This is a genomic window from Citrobacter sp. wls757 (assembly GCF_005280935.1).
In the GTDB taxonomy this organism is placed as follows: domain Bacteria; phylum Pseudomonadota; class Gammaproteobacteria; order Enterobacterales; family Enterobacteriaceae; genus Citrobacter; species Citrobacter portucalensis.
The window spans coordinates 12,290-27,287 of the sequence record NZ_SZWU01000020.1 but is presented as its reverse complement, the minus strand read 5'-3'; the positions used below and the strand labels follow the sequence as shown (position 1 = coordinate 27,287).

The following is a 14,998-nucleotide window of genomic DNA, read 5'->3' as shown; positions in this document are numbered from 1 at the left end:
AAAAACCGCCCCGGGCAATGAACCAGGGGCGGCATAATTTACAATTATTTAAGCTTAAGGGATGCGTTTCAGCTCTTGAGCAATGGCCGTTGCTTCCTGACTCCAGGCGTTGGCAAGAACCTTCACCATCTCATCGTAGCCGTCTTTCGTCTGCACAACTTCGATGTGGAACGGGCGTTTGATCAGTTGTCCCTGATGATTCAGCAACCATTCACCGCTCACAATAACCTTACCATCGTACCGACCGTGGAAGCCGGTTACGGTCACGTTCAGCGTATCCTGAGTGCTTCCCAGCGGCTGTGAAGCGACAACCCAGCCAGGCAACTGCATACTGAGGTTCGCAACCAGTGTATTGCGCAATTGCTGATCTAATGGGCTGGCCCAGAGATTATTATTGGCTATCACATATTGCACATCGCTGGTCTGGTAAACCACCCCATTACCGGCCAGATAATCAGGTACCGCAATCTGTTCAACCCACAGCAGACGGTTTCCCTGATTGGCGGAGCTCTGCACACCGCCTTGTGCGATAGGGAGCTGGTAATAGCTTTTATTTTCTCCGCTGGAGCTGCATGACGTCAGCCAGACCGCCATCATCACCACTAGCCACTTTTTCATTGTTTCGCCCTCTTCGGCTCTGGATCTTTTTTGTCCTTCGCTTCAAATACCAGCGCATTACTCTTATCGTTCAACGTTTTCAGTACCGGTTGCAGTTCACGCAGTACCTGATCAAGACGCTGCATATCCGCCACCATCTTGTTGTAGGCCGCGGAACCAGGCTGGAAGCCCTGCATACTACGATTCAGTTCACGTAGCGTGTTCTGCATATCCGCCGGCAGATCCTGCATCGACTGGCTGGACGTGATCTTGTTCATGTTATCCAGCGTGGTTTGCAGATGTTTCATCGTGCGTTGGCTTTCCGACAGCGTATTGGTTGCCTGCTCAATCATCGGGTTCAGCGGCAGATTGTTAATCTTATCCAACGCTTCCATCAGACGCTGTTGGATCTGCGCCAGACCACCGCTCACGGTCGGAATAATTTGATAACCATTGAATTCGCGTACACCGGTAATCGGCGGCTCTTTCGGGTAGAAGTCGAGATCGACATACAGCGCGCCGGTCACCAGGTTCCCGGTTTTCAGCGATGCCCGTAATCCGCGTTTAAGCAATTCCGCCAGATGAGCGCCAACATCGGTATCTTCTCCCAGCTGCGCCTTCAGACGTTCAGGTTCAATACGCACCAGCACCGGAATGCGGTAATCATTGTTAAATACCTGACGCATATTCGGTGAGAAGAAAGGTACTTTACTCACCGTACCCAAGCGGATGCCACGGAATTCCAGCGGTGCACCAGGCTGTAGGCCACGAATCGAATCTTTAAAGAACATCAGGTAATCAATATGATCGGTATACAGGGAATCCTGAATACTTTTTTGATCGTCATAGAGGTTAAATGAGGCCTGCTGCTCAACCGGTTGACCTTGTTCCAGTCCTTCGGGCACATCAAAACTTACACCACCGCCAAACAGCGTGGAGAGCGATCCCATTTCTACGCGCATACCTGCTGAGGTAAGATCTACGGCGATCCCGCTGTCTTTCCAGAAACGTACATTGCTGGTCACCAGACGATCGTTAGGCGCATTGATGAAAAGCTGATAGCTGATCGTACGCTTTTGCGCATCAAACGTGCTGGTTTCAACCGAGCCCACACGATAGCCGCGGAAAAGCACCGGATCGCCTGGGCTCAACTGACCGGCTTTTTTGCTGTCCAGAATCACACGGATCCCTTTTGCATCTGGCGGGGCCAGCGGCGGTGAATCCAGCAGTTGGTAATTTTCCAGCTTACTGCCTTTATTGCCAGGCTGCAGTTCAATATAAGCCCCGGACAATAGCGTGCCGAGCCCACTGATACCTTCACGTCCAACCTGCGGCTTCACCACCCAAAAGACAGAATCTTTATGCAGCAACTTTTCCATTCCGGAGTTAAGACGCGCTTTAATCTCCACATGGGTCAAATCATCAGTCAGGGTTGCGCTCTCGACGATACCGACATCCACGCTGCGGCTTTTAATCGTCGTTTTGCCCCCTTCAATACCTTCGGCATTGGTGGTAATCAGCGTGACTTCCGGCCCCTGATGACTGTAGTGATAAAACAGAACCCACGCGCCAATGAGTGCAGTGACGATAGGGAATATCCACACGGGCGACCAGTTTTTTACCTTTTGCACTTTGGCTTCCCCACTTTTAGATTCCATGCTGTCAGGACTCCTCATGGCCTGGTTCTGGTTCACGGTCCCACGACAGACGCGGATCAAATGTCATCGCAGAAAACATTGTCATAATGACGACTAAAGCAAACATCAAAGCACCCATTGCAGGATAAATGTTCATTAACCCTCCCATGCGCACCAGCGCAGAGAGTACCGCAATCACAAAGACGTCGATCATTGACCAGCGACCGACAAATTCCACAACTTCATAAATCAGGTGCATACGTTCGCTGTCGCGTTTGCCGTGCCCTTTGGCATCCCAGCATAGCCAGGCAATGGCGATCATTTTCAACGTCGGCACCATAATACTGGCGATAAAAATAACCGCAGCCACCGGGTAAGAGCCTTCGCTCCAGATTAAAACCACCCCCTCAATTATCGTTGATGGCAGCTTTGACCCGAGCAGATCGGTAATCATAATCGGCAAAATATTGGCAGGAAGATAAAGCATGATCGACGTGAACAGTAATGCCAACGTCCATTGCAGACTGTTTTTACGCCGCACATAGCCTTTCGTCTGGCAGCGCGGACACACCCGTTCATCAGCAGGAAGAATCGCGGTGCAGCAAGAGCAGGAACGCAGTCCCTGTCGAATGCCGGGCACGCCAGGTTTTAACTCCTGCTTAATCACTGGCATTGGCGCAATATCATCCCACAGCCAGCGACGGTCAACGCACTGGAATGCGCGCAGTTGCAAAACGCAAAAGAAGCACCACGGAATAAAGCTGCTGCCCACGCCGATATCGCCGTAAGCCATAAGCTTAACGAAGCTGACCAGCACGCCGGCAAGGAAGATTTCCGCCATCCCCCAGCTTTTTAACTGGAACAGGACGCGTGCAAGACCCGCCTTAAGTCTGGCGGGCATCTGCACCCGATTCACCAGAAGCAGGATAGTCAGCAGGCAAAACGCGGGGACCAACTGCACGAATAATAAAAAGAAGGTGCCGAGACTGGCGTAGTCTTCAGAAAAGAGAACGCTGGGGATCTCCAGCAACGTCACTTCGCTGCTCACCCCTGCAACGTTCATATTCACAAAGGGGAAGAGGTTTGACAGAAGCAGCATGAATAATGCTGCTAATACATAGGCGGTAGGACGCTGCCGCGGCGCGTCCCACTCAACCGTTAACGTAGTGCCACATCGTGGACATGCCGCTTTTTGACCATGCTCAAGGCGAGGTAACGCCACCAGCATGTCACACTGCGAGCACAAAATATGCTTCGCGGCATGGTGATGTTCGCACATATGTGCTCCTTTAAATTATGCGCCGTTCTTCAAAGACTCAAGATACTCCCAGCGCTCAAAGGCTTGCTCAAGTTCTTGTTCCGCTTCGTTCAGATTAGCTAATACCTGCTGTGTTTGCTCATGTGGCTGACTGAAAAAAGCGGCGTCAGCAACCTGCGCTTGTAGCCTTTCCAGTTTAGCTTCCAGTTCTTCAAGCTGCGCGGGGAGTTGCTCGAGTTCGCGCTGCAGTTTATAGCTTAGTTTGCTCGTGCCACGTTTGACAATTTCTGCTTTAGGAGCAACAGCTTCCTCTGTTTTTTTCGCGACCGGTTGTTTAAACGCCACATACTGAGATTGCTGGCTGCGCGCGTCATGATAACCGCCGACATAACGACCAATTTTACCACCGCCCTCGAAGATCCAGCATTCAGTTACAGTATTATCCACAAACTGACGGTCGTGGCTTACCAGCAGTACAGTCCCCTGATAGATATCAATTAGTTCTTCAAGCAGTTCCAGCGTTTCGACGTCAAGATCGTTCGTTGGTTCATCAAGAATCAAAAGATTGCTGGGTTTCAGAAAAAGACGCGCCAACAGCAGGCGATTTCGTTCCCCACCAGAGAGCGCTCGCACTGGCGTCATCGCGCGTTTTGGATGGAACAGGAAGTCCTGCAGATAACCCAGCACATGGCGAGGTTTACCGTTAACCATCACCTCTTGCTTACCTTCAGCCAGGTTGTCCATCACGGTTTTATCGGGATCCAGTTCGGCGCGGTGCTGATCGAAATAGGCCACTTCCAGCTTGGTGCCGACGTGAATGCGTCCACTGTCAGCCTGAAGCTGGCCTAACATCAGCTTCAGCAGCGTTGTTTTGCCGCAGCCGTTCGGTCCGATTAGCGCAATTTTGTCGCTGCGCTGTACCTGTGCGGAGAAATCTTTTACCAGCTGCTTTCCATCAACCTGGTAATCCACGTTCTCCATTTCAAAAACAATCTTGCCTGAACGGCTCGCCTCTTCGACCTGCATCTTCGCCGTGCCCATCACTTCGCGACGTTCGCCACGCTCGCGACGCATGGCTTTCAGTGCGCGCACGCGGCCTTCATTACGGGTACGGCGCGCTTTGATCCCCTGACGGATCCAGACCTCTTCCTGCGCCAGCTTGCGGTCAAACTCTGCATTTTGTAACTCTTCTACGCGCAGCGCTTCTTCTTTTTCCAGCAGATACTGATCGTAATTCCCCGGATAAGTCACCAGCTTGCCACGATCGAGGTCGACGATACGCGTCGCCATATTTCGTATAAATGAACGGTCATGGGAAATGAAGATGATTGTCCCATTGAAGGATTTCAGGAACCCTTCCAGCCAGTCGATGGTTTCAATATCCAGGTGGTTTGTTGGTTCATCCAGCAGCAGTACACGCGGATTGCTCACTAACGCGCGGCCCAGCGCCGCTTTACGCAGCCAACCGCCTGAAAGCGAAGAAAGTGCGGCGTTTGGATCCAGCCCCAATTGCTCCAGCACTTCATTAATACGGCTTTCGAGCTGCCACAGATTGTGATGATCGAGCATTTCCTGAACCCGCGCCATCTCATTCAGATTTCTGTCGCTCGGATCAGTCATCACCAGACGCGAAATATCGTGATAACGTTTGAGATACTCGGCCTGCTCTTCGATACCCTCAGCAACGAAATCATACACGCTGCCTTCAACATTACGCGGCGGATCCTGTTGCAGACGCGCCACAACCAGATCCTGCTCATAAATGATACGCCCGTCGTCAAGCCCCTGCTCACGGTTCAGGATCTTCATCAGCGTCGATTTACCTGCGCCGTTACGGCCAACCAGACAGACGCGTTCGTTATCTTCGATATGCAGTTCTGCATTATCAAGAAGCGGCGCATCGCTGAACGACAGCCATGCACCATGCATACTGATCAATGACATTTATTTATCCTTTCAGGCTGCGGTAATCAGCCAGCAATTGTGGATCTGACGGTTACGGGCAAAATCCTGGGAAAGCGTTTTTTGGGTAATTTCTTGTGCTTTCAATCCCAGTTCAGCCAAACCGTCGAGATCCATACGGAACCCACGTTTGTTGTTGGAGAACATGATCGTGCCGTCTTTACGCAGCAGACGTTTCAGATCTTTCATCAGCGCCAGATGATCGCGCTGCACATCAAACGAATCTTCCATACGTTTTGAGTTAGAGAACGTCGGCGGATCGATGAAAATCAGATCAAACTGTTCATTCGCATCACGCAGCCAGCCCAGGCAATCGGCCTGAATTAAACGGTGAGCGCGACCGCTCAATCCGTTCAGGCGCAGGTTACGTTCCGCCCATTCCAGATAGGTACGCGACATATCGACCGTCGTGGTGCTACGCGCACCGCCCAATCCTGCATGTACGCTGGCGCTACCGGTGTAGGAAAACAGGTTGAGGAAGTCCTTACCTTTACTCATCTGCCCCAGCATGCGGCGCGCAATACGGTGATCGAGGAATAAACCCGTATCAAGGTAGTCAGTCAGGTTCACCCACAGGCGCGCGTTGTACTCGCTTACCTCAATGAATTCACCCTTCTCATTCATTTTCTGATACTGATTCTTGCCTTTCTGACGCTCACGGGTTTTCAGCACCAGTTTGTTTGGCGCGATTTCCAGTACTGACAGCGTGGCGGCAATGATGTCGAACAGGCGTTGACGTGCTTTTTGCGCATCAACCGTCTTCGGCGGTGCGTATTCCTGAACCACGACCCAATCACCGTAACGATCTACTGCAACGTTGTATTCCGGCAGGTCAGCGTCATACAGGCGATAGCATTCAATGCCTTCCTGACGCGCCCATTTTTCCAGCTTCTTAATATTCTTGCGCAGGCGGTTGGCATAATCTTCCGCTACCGTGGCAGGCTTGCTGTCCGCAGTGGTCTCTGCAACGTGATAATTCTTCTGCACACAATCCAGCGGACCATTTTTCGCTTTGAACTGCTTGTCGGCACGTAATTGCAGGCTGCTGAGCAGATCCGGCGAGGCGCTGAACAGCGACAAATTCCAGCCGCCAAACTGGTTTTTCATCGTACGGCCCAGCAGGCTGTGCAGGGCAATCAGCGCCGGTTCGCTATCCAGACGTTCGCCGTAAGGCGGGTTACTGATAACTGTCCCATACGGTCCTTTCGGCAGCGGATTGCTCAGTTTGGCGACATCTTTCACGTCAAACGTCATCAGATCGGCGATACCGGCGCGGCGAGCATTACTACGCGCTTTTTCAATCACGCGCGCATCGCTATCGGATCCATAAAAATGCGAGGTATAGTCAGCCAGTCCCTTACGCGCACGCACCTGCGCTTCGGCTTTAACTTCTTGCCAGACAGCTTCGTCGTGTTGCGCCCAACCGCTGAAGCCCCAGTATCCACGGTGCAGACCCGGCGCGCGATCGGTCGCCCACATTGCCGCTTCAATCAGCAGCGTGCCGGAACCACACATCGGATCGAGTAACGGGGTTCCCGGCTGCCAGCCAGAACGCATAACAATTGCCGCGGCCAGCGTCTCTTTAATCGGTGCCTGACCCGCGCGATCGCGATAGCCACGCTGATGCAAACCGTCACCGCTCAGATCGAGCGCAATGCTGGCAGTATCTTTGTTCAACCAGACGTTGATGCGCAGATCCGGAGATTCACGATCCACATTCGGACGCGGCATATTTTTGCGGGTAAAGGCATCGACAATCGCATCCTTGACCTTCAGCGCGCCGTACTGGCTGTTACGAATGGTCTCGTTCAGTCCGCTAAAATGGACGGCAAACGTAGCACCAGGGTTAAATATCTCTGTCCAGTCGATTGCCTGAACGCCGAGGTACAGATCAAGATCGCTGTAGACCTTGCACTCTCCCATCGGCAGGATAATGCGCGAGGCCAGGCGGCTCCACATCAGGCTCTGGTAAACAAGCCGCGTGTCGCCCTTAAAATGGACCCCACCCTGAACGACCTGACACTCCAGCGCGCCGAGGTTTTCCAGTTCAGTTTTTAACAGCTCTTCCAGCCCGCGGGCCGTACTGGCAAACAGAGAATTCATAATGTCACTTTTACTCCAAGAAAATTGCTGCGCATTATAGCTAATATGGGCTGTATGTCATAAAGTTGAAGGCTTATTTTCATTCGAGGGGCTGTACAGTGGTCACGTTAACCCGACTTTTTATTCATCCGGTTAAATCAATGCGCGGCATTGGGCTTACGCATGCCCTGGCAGATATTAGCGGTCTCGCCTTTGATCGCATATTTATGATCACTGAACCTGACGGAACGTTCATAACCGCCCGTCAGTTCCCACAAATGGTCCGTTTTACGCCTTCCCCATTCCACGATGGACTGCATCTTACAGCTCCAGATGGCAGCAGCGCGTTCGTGCGATTTGCCGACTTCGCTCCCCAGGATGCGCCAACAGAAGTATGGGGAAACCATTTTACCGCGCGTATTGCGCCAGCGGCTATCAACCAGTGGCTTAGCGGCTTTTTCTCCCGTGAAGTGCAGTTACGCTGGGTCGGCCCGCAGTTGACGCGCCGTGTAAAACGCCATGTTGATGTTCCTTTATCCTTCGCTGATGGTTATCCTTATCTGCTGGCCAACGAAGCATCCCTGCGCGATCTGCAACAGCGCTGTCCGGCAAGCGTCAAAATGGAACAGTTTCGCCCCAATATAGTGGTTTCGGGAGCTGGTGCCTGGGAAGAAGATACCTGGAAAGTGATTCGTATTGGCGACGTCATTTTTGATGTAGCAAAACCCTGTAGCCGCTGTATTTTCACGACAGTTAGCCCGGAAAAAGGCCAGAAACATCCATCCGGTGAACCGCTTGCCACATTGCAAACCTTCCGTACTGCGGTAGATAACGGCGATGTCGATTTCGGTCAGAATCTTATCGCGCGTAACAGTGGCGTTATTCGCGTCGGCGATGAGGTAGAAATTTTGGCAACCGGCCCCGCCAGAGCGTACGGCGCGGCTGAATCAGACGAAACTACACCCGAACAACAACCTGATGCCACGGTGCTTATTGACTGGCAGGGACAGACCTTTCGCGGAAATAATCAGCAGGTATTGCTTGAGCAGTTGGAAAACCAGGGTATCCGGGTTCCCTATTCATGCCGGGCAGGCATTTGCGGATGCTGTCGAATTCGACTGGTTGAAGGCGAAGTTAGCCCGTTGAAGAAATCAGCGATGGGGGACGACGGAACGATTCTGTGCTGTAGCTGTGTTCCCAAAACGGCAATCAGGCTGGAGAGCTAAACCGCCTGCTCAAGGCTGAAACTGTCAACAACGGCCTGCGGTTTCAGTCTGTCATTCATTATTTTAATCGCATCGCCAAGCTGCATCGTACGCCCGGCGATAACCACGCCAGGTTGCGCAAGCAGGCAAAGCGCGGCGTTTTCACCCGGCTCAACCACTAACAGGTTTACCTGTTCATCGGTATCGCTTAAATCAACACAGGCTGCGTCACCCACGACCGGCGACCAGTTAATACCGTGTGCGACAAAGTGCCAGCTTTTTGGCATTTGCGGTTTGAGATAACGAATCGCCACCAGCGCATTAAGCACCAGTTCCGCTTTTTGTTCTTTGGCTAAATCCAGGTAGCGACATTTTTCTTCAAAGGAAAAATAAAGCGCGGCGTCATCAACACAAAAACCTGACGGAGAAAATGCATCAGGAGTGAGCATTTTACGAGCAAAACGCGAACGGAATAACATGCCATTGGCTAAATCGAGCATCATACGATCGTGCTCTTCATCATAATACCAGCGCCAGTTATCGTCGGGTTTAATTCGCATCAGTTTCTCTCCTTTCCTTAATCATCACCGTTACGACAGTATCCTTTTGCCGCTTCGTTTATTGCCCTAATAATAAAAGCTCAGAATGTTTAAATAAGCAACAGTAAAGGAATATAAAACAACCAGGGCTAGAAATAAAGCCCTGGTTTGTGATTAAGGTAGCATTCAGATATTGCTGACGATTTCTTTTATCAACGGCGGACCTTTAAAAATAAAGCCCGAATAAATCTGTACGAGGGTTGCACCAGCAGCTATTTTCTCACGTGCAGCAATCACCGAGTCGATACCACCAACACCAATAATCGGCAACTGACCTTTTAATTCCTGAGACAACTGGCGAATAATTTCTGTACTTTTTAATTGCAACGGTCGACCGCTCAGGCCCCCCATTTGATCGCAATTTTTCATTCCCTGAACAAGAGAACGATCGAGGGTGGTGTTAGTCGCAATTACGCCATCAATATTATGACGAACTAAACTATCGGCGACCTGGATCAGTTCTTCCACAGAAAGATCCGGCGCGATCTTTACCGCCACCGGAACATATTTATGGTGGATCGCTTGCAGATCGTTTTGCTTATTTTTAATTGCCGTCAGGAGATCGTCCAGCGCCTCGCCGTATTGTAGCGTACGTAATCCCGGCGTATTCGGCGAAGAGATATTAATCGCGATATAACCAGCATAAGCATAGACTTTTTCCATACAAATCAGATAGTCATCTTTGCCGTTCTCTACTGGGGTATCTTTGTTCTTACCAATATTAATCCCCAGAATACCGTCGAAATGCGATTTTTTAACGTTCTCAACCAGGTTATCAACCCCGTGGTTATTAAACCCCATGCGGTTGATCAAACCTTCTGCATCGACCAGACGGAACAGACGTGGTTTATCGTTACCCGGCTGAGGGCGTGGCGTCACGGTACCAATCTCAATGGAACCAAATCCCATCGCGCCGAGCGCATCAATGCACTCCCCGTCTTTATCCAGTCCGGCAGCAAGCCCGAGCGGATTTTTAAACGTCAACCCCATACAGGTAACCGGTTTTGCCGGTACTTTCTGGCGTACAAGCGCTTCAAGCGGTGTGCCGGTAATGCGACGTAATTGCTGGAATGTCAATTCATGAGCGCGCTCTGGATCGAGCTGAAAAAGGGCTTTACGAACGAAGGGGTAGTACATGAACTCTCCTGGATTCCCGGTGTGCAAACCGGGGGCGTATTATGTGCGATCGCGAGCAAAAAGGGAATTGACCTGCGGCAATAAATAGCAATCGTTTTCCTCGCCTCTGCCTTTTTATTCAATTTCCAACTTTTCTATGCCGTATAAATCATTTCGATAAACAAAATCTCTCTGCCAGACTGCTCAAATTGTTATCAATGTTAACCAAAAGCAAACAATTAGTTATAAGGGGAGAATGAAATTATGCGCGTCATCACTCTGGCGGGGAGCCCTCGCTTTCCCTCTCGATCCAGTGCGTTACTGGAATATGCCCGAGAAAAACTTCACGGTCAGGATGTCGAAATCTTTCACTGGAACCTGCACAATTTTGCCCCGGAAGACCTGATCTATGCTCGTTTCGACAGTCCGGCGCTGAACACATTTATCGAACAATTGCAGGATGCAGACGGGCTGATTGTCGCAACACCAGTCTATAAAGCCGCTTACTCTGGCGCCCTGAAAACCCTGCTCGATCTACTCCCCGAGCGGGCGCTGGAAGGGAAAGTGGTTTTGCCGTTGGCGACCGGCGGCAGCGTGGCGCATTTACTTGCCGTCGATTACGCGCTGAAACCGGTACTGAGCGCATTAAAGGCCCAGGAGATCCTGCACGGTGTGTTTGCTGATGATTCACAGGTAATTGATTATCAACATAAACCTCAGTTTACGCCCAACCTTCAGCAGCGTCTGGACAGTGCGCTCGATACCTTCTGGCTGGCGTTGCATCGTCGCGATGTCCAACTTCCTCAACTGAACACCCTGCGAGGTGCCACTCATGCTTGATTTTCTCAGGCGTCACACGTCATGGCTGGCACTCACCGGGTTGTTGTCGCTGTCAACGCTGGGGCATGCCGCAGAATCGGCCCCCGATGCCCTGCGTATTGGTTACCAGAAAGGAAGCGTCAGTATGGTGCTGGCCAAAAGCCATCAGCTACTCGAGAAACGCTATCCGCAGACTAAAATCTCGTGGGTCGAATTCCCGGCTGGACCGCAAATGCTGGAAGCACTCAATATCGGCAGTATCGATCTCGGCAGTACCGGTGACATTCCGCCGATCTTCGCCCAGGCAGCCGGGGCCGATCTGGTTTACGTGGGCGTCGAGCCGCCCAAACCGAAAGCCGAAGTGATTCTGGTGCCAAAAAATAGCCCGATCCAGAGCGTCGCGCAGCTTAAAGGACATAAAGTCGCCTTCCAGAAAGGCTCCAGCGCCCACAATTTACTGCTCCGGGCGCTGCAACAGGCCGGACTGAAATTTACCGATATTCAACCGACGTATCTGACTCCCGCCGATGCGCGAGCGGCCTTTCAGCAAGGAAACGTGGATGCGTGGGCTATCTGGGATCCCTATTATTCCGCCGCGTTACTGCAAGGTGATGTACGCGTACTGAAAGACGGCTCAGACCTCAAGCAAACCGGTTCGTTTTATCTCGCCGCCCGTCCTTATGCCGAGAAAAACGGCGCTTTTGTACTTGGCGTACTGGATACCTTTAGCCAGGCCGATGCGTTAACGCTCAGTCAGCGCCAGCAAAGCATTACCCTGCTGGCCAAAACCATGGGGCTGCCTGAACCGGTGATTGCGTCTTATCTGGATCACCGTCCGCCAACCACCATTGTGCCAGTCAACGCCTCTGTTGCTGCCCTGCAACAACAAACCGCCGATCTGTTTTATGACAACCGTTTGGTGCCGAAAAAAATCGATATTCGCCAGCGTATCTGGCAACCCACTCAGCAGGCAGGAGAAAAATTATGAGTCTGAATATGTTCTGGTTTTTACCCACCCACGGTGACGGTCATTATCTTGGAACGGAAGAAGGTTCGCGCCCGGTCGATCACAGTTATCTGCAACAAATCGCGCAAACGGCCGATCGTCTTGGATTTACCGGCGTCCTGATCCCAACCGGTCGCTCTTGCGAAGATGCCTGGCTGGTCGCCGCTTCGATGATCCCGGTCACCCAGAGATTAAAGTTTCTGGTCGCGCTGCGCCCAAGCGTCACCTCGCCAACGGTTGCCGCACGTCAGGCTGCGACGCTCGACAGACTCTCAAATGGCCGGGCGTTATTTAACCTGGTGACCGGCAGCGATCCGCAGGAGCTGGCAGGCGACGGCGTGTTCCTCGATCACACAGAACGATATGAAGCCTCTGCTGAATTTACTCAGGTCTGGCGGCGCTTGCTGCAAGGTGAAACGGTGGATTTCAACGGCAAACATATTCATGTCCGCGGCGCGAAGCTGCTATTCCCTCCCGTACAACAACCCCGGCCACCACTTTATTTCGGCGGCTCGTCTGATGTTGCACAAGACCTTGCTGCCGAGCAGGTTGATCTTTATCTGACCTGGGGCGAGCCGCCGGAACAGGTGAAAGCGAAGATTGAACAGGTGCGGGCCAAAGCAGCGGCGCTCGGGCGCAAGATCCGCTTTGGTATTCGTCTGCATGTGATCGTAAGGGAGACAACCCACGAGGCGTGGCAGGCAGCGGATCGTCTGATAGCCCACCTTGATGACGACACCATTGCCAAAGCCCAGGCCGCCTTCTCAAGAACGGATTCGGTTGGTCAGCAGCGAATGGCTGCACTGCACAATGGTAAACGCGACAAACTGGAAATTAGTCCGAACCTGTGGGCAGGCGTTGGACTGGTACGCGGTGGCGCGGGTACCGCGCTGGTCGGAGATGGTCCGACTGTCGCGGCGCGTATCAACGAGTATGCCGCGCTGGGAATCGACAGCTTTGTGTTGTCCGGATACCCACATCTGGAAGAGGCATACAAGGTTGGCGAGCTGCTGTTCCCGCATCTGGATGTTGCTATACCGGAAATTCCGCAGCCGCAATACCTGCAACAACAAGGTGAAGCGGTGGCAAACGAATTTATCCCGCGCAAAGTCGCGCAAAGTTAAGGAGCGGCTAATGGCAACGCCGAAAAACAGATGGTTATTACGCCTCGCGCCCTGGTTTTTACCGGTAGGTTTGGTGGCGCTCTGGCAGCTCGCATCTTCAATGGGCTGGCTGTCCACTCGCATTCTGCCCTCTCCGGAAGGTGTTATCGAAGCTTTCTGGACGCTTTCCGCCAGCGGCGAGCTTTGGCAGCATCTGGCCATCAGTTCCTGGCGCGCGCTGATCGGATTCTCCATCGGTGGATCGATTGGCCTGACACTGGGACTTATCAGCGGTCTTTCGCGTTGGGGAGAACGCCTGCTGGATACCTCGGTGCAGATGCTGCGTAACGTACCGCATCTGGCGCTGATCCCGCTGGTGATTTTGTGGTTCGGCATTGATGAATCCGCCAAGATCTTTCTCGTGGCGTTGGGCACGCTGTTCCCAATTTACATCAACACCTGGCATGGGATCCGTAGTATCGATCGTGGGCTGGTAGAAATGGCGCGCAGCTATGGATTATCCGGCTTTTCACTGTTTGTTCATGTGATCCTCCCCGGCGCCCTGCCCTCGATTATGGTCGGCGTGCGTTTTGCTCTCGGGCTGATGTGGCTGACGCTGATTGTGGCGGAAACTATTTCTGCCAATGCAGGTATTGGTTACCTGGCGATGAACGCCCGCGAATTTCTGCAAACCGATGTGGTCGTAGTGGCCATTATTCTCTACGCCCTGCTCGGCAAACTTGCCGACGTCAGCGCCCAACTGCTGGAGCGAGTCTGGCTACGCTGGCATCCGGCTTACCATGTAAAGGAGGCTACCGTATGAATACCGCTCGCCTGAACCAGGGTATACCGCTGTTGCTGAGCGCCGTGACAAAACAATACGCCGCCAATACAGTGCTCAATCAATTAGATTTGCATATTCCGGCCGGACAGTTTGTTGCCGTGGTTGGCCGCAGCGGCGGTGGTAAAAGTACATTGCTGCGTCTGCTGGCAGGGCTGGAATCGCCCACCTCAGGCGCATTACTTGCCGGAACCACCCCACTGGCGGAAATTCAGGATGATACACGTATGATGTTCCAGGATGCGCGTCTGCTGCCATGGAAGACGGTTATCGATAATGTGGGCCTGGGTCTGAAAGGTCAGTGGCGCGATGCGGCCCGAGATGCGCTGGCCGCCGTTGGGCTGGAGAGTCGTGCTCACGAATGGCCGGCTGCGCTGTCCGGTGGACAAAAACAGCGTGTAGCCCTGGCACGGGCATTAATTCATCGCCCCGGTTTGCTGCTGCTGGATGAACCCCTCGGCGCTCTGGATGCCCTAACCCGCCTTGAAATGCAGGATCTGATCGTCTCTTTATGGCAAGAGCACGGCTTTACCGTACTGCTGGTCACTCATGACGTCAGTGAAGCGGTGGCAATGGCCGATCGCGTGTTGCTGATTGAGGACGGAAAAATCGGGTTGGATCTGACGGTGGATATTCAGCGCCCCCGCCGTTTGGGATCGGTACGGTTAGCCGATCTGGAAGCGGAAGTGTTGAACCGGGTTATGAAACGCGGCGAGACGGAACAACCGATTCTTCGACATGGATAACCGCTCAGAAAACCAGGCCCGGTAGCG

The 14,998-nt window shown here is 52.5% G+C and carries 13 protein-coding genes; 6 read left to right on the top strand and 7 right to left on the bottom strand.

Annotation, left to right across the window (positions count from 1 at the left end):
• Window positions 1-54 precede the first annotated feature (54 nt).
• Genes pqiC through rlmKL form a run of 5 tightly spaced genes read right to left on the bottom strand, consistent with a single transcriptional unit; the run spans window position 55 to window position 7,557 of the window.
• Window positions 55-618 (bottom strand): membrane integrity-associated transporter subunit PqiC, encoded by a 564-nt coding sequence (gene pqiC, locus FDW94_RS06135; protein WP_048214507.1) that lies wholly within the window; start codon window positions 616-618, stop codon window positions 55-57.
• Window positions 615-2,255, bottom strand: coding sequence for an intermembrane transport protein PqiB (gene pqiB, locus FDW94_RS06130; RefSeq protein ID WP_137377299.1), 1,641 nt, complete (start codon window positions 2,253-2,255; stop codon window positions 615-617). The genes pqiC and pqiB overlap by 4 nt, the downstream gene beginning before the upstream one ends.
• A gap of 4 nt (window positions 2,256-2,259) precedes the next feature.
• Window positions 2,260-3,513 (bottom strand): membrane integrity-associated transporter subunit PqiA, encoded by a 1,254-nt coding sequence (gene pqiA, locus FDW94_RS06125; protein ID WP_137377298.1) that lies wholly within the window; start codon window positions 3,511-3,513, stop codon window positions 2,260-2,262.
• Between the two features lie 15 nt (window positions 3,514-3,528).
• A complete protein-coding gene (locus tag FDW94_RS06120) occupies window positions 3,529-5,436 on the bottom strand; it encodes an ABC transporter ATP-binding protein (RefSeq protein WP_137377297.1) in 1,908 nt (635 codons plus the stop codon).
• A 12-nt stretch (window positions 5,437-5,448) separates the two neighbouring features.
• Window positions 5,449-7,557, bottom strand: a complete 2,109-nt coding sequence (gene rlmKL / locus FDW94_RS06115) for a bifunctional 23S rRNA (guanine(2069)-N(7))-methyltransferase RlmK/23S rRNA (guanine(2445)-N(2))-methyltransferase RlmL (protein WP_003831977.1) — start codon at window positions 7,555-7,557, stop codon at window positions 5,449-5,451.
• Between the two features lie 98 nt (window positions 7,558-7,655).
• Here rlmKL and FDW94_RS06110 point away from each other — a divergent pair, with 98 nt between their 5' ends.
• The gene (locus FDW94_RS06110; protein WP_137377296.1) at window positions 7,656-8,762 is read left to right on the top strand and encodes a YcbX family protein; all 1,107 of its coding nucleotides are present in this window, start codon (window positions 7,656-7,658) and stop codon (window positions 8,760-8,762) included.
• Here FDW94_RS06110 and zapC read toward each other — a convergent pair.
• Together zapC and pyrD are read right to left on the bottom strand one after the other, a co-directional pair.
• Window positions 8,759-9,301: a cell division protein ZapC gene (gene zapC, locus FDW94_RS06105; protein WP_003035852.1), complete on the bottom strand. Its 543-nt coding sequence runs from the start codon at window positions 9,299-9,301 to the stop codon at window positions 8,759-8,761. The genes FDW94_RS06110 and zapC overlap by 4 nt on opposite strands.
• A gap of 165 nt (window positions 9,302-9,466) precedes the next feature.
• The gene (pyrD, locus tag FDW94_RS06100) at window positions 9,467-10,477 is read right to left on the bottom strand and encodes a quinone-dependent dihydroorotate dehydrogenase (protein ID WP_003831973.1); all 1,011 of its coding nucleotides are present in this window, start codon (window positions 10,475-10,477) and stop codon (window positions 9,467-9,469) included.
• Between the two features lie 243 nt (window positions 10,478-10,720).
• On the opposite strand from pyrD, the gene ssuE reads away from it, so the two are divergent.
• Genes ssuE through ssuB form a run of 5 tightly spaced genes read left to right on the top strand, consistent with a single transcriptional unit; the run spans window position 10,721 to window position 14,971 of the window.
• Window positions 10,721-11,296: an NADPH-dependent FMN reductase gene (gene ssuE, locus FDW94_RS06090; protein ID WP_137377295.1), complete on the top strand. Its 576-nt coding sequence runs from the start codon at window positions 10,721-10,723 to the stop codon at window positions 11,294-11,296.
• Window positions 11,289-12,263: a sulfonate ABC transporter substrate-binding protein gene (locus tag FDW94_RS06085; protein ID WP_048235698.1), complete on the top strand. Its 975-nt coding sequence runs from the start codon at window positions 11,289-11,291 to the stop codon at window positions 12,261-12,263. The genes ssuE and FDW94_RS06085 overlap by 8 nt, the downstream gene beginning before the upstream one ends.
• Entirely contained in the window at window positions 12,260-13,405 is a 1,146-nt protein-coding gene (gene ssuD / locus FDW94_RS06080) for an FMNH2-dependent alkanesulfonate monooxygenase (protein ID WP_048214511.1), read from the top strand. Before FDW94_RS06085 ends, ssuD begins: the two co-directional genes overlap by 4 nt.
• A 10-nt stretch (window positions 13,406-13,415) precedes the next feature.
• Window positions 13,416-14,207, top strand: coding sequence for an aliphatic sulfonate ABC transporter permease SsuC (gene ssuC / locus FDW94_RS06075; RefSeq protein ID WP_048235702.1), 792 nt, complete (start codon window positions 13,416-13,418; stop codon window positions 14,205-14,207).
• Complete coding sequence (gene ssuB, locus FDW94_RS06070) at window positions 14,204-14,971, top strand: aliphatic sulfonates ABC transporter ATP-binding protein (RefSeq protein ID WP_128316943.1); 768 nt, start codon at window positions 14,204-14,206, stop codon at window positions 14,969-14,971. The genes ssuC and ssuB overlap by 4 nt, the downstream gene beginning before the upstream one ends.
• Window positions 14,972-14,998: the final 27 nt, after the last annotated feature.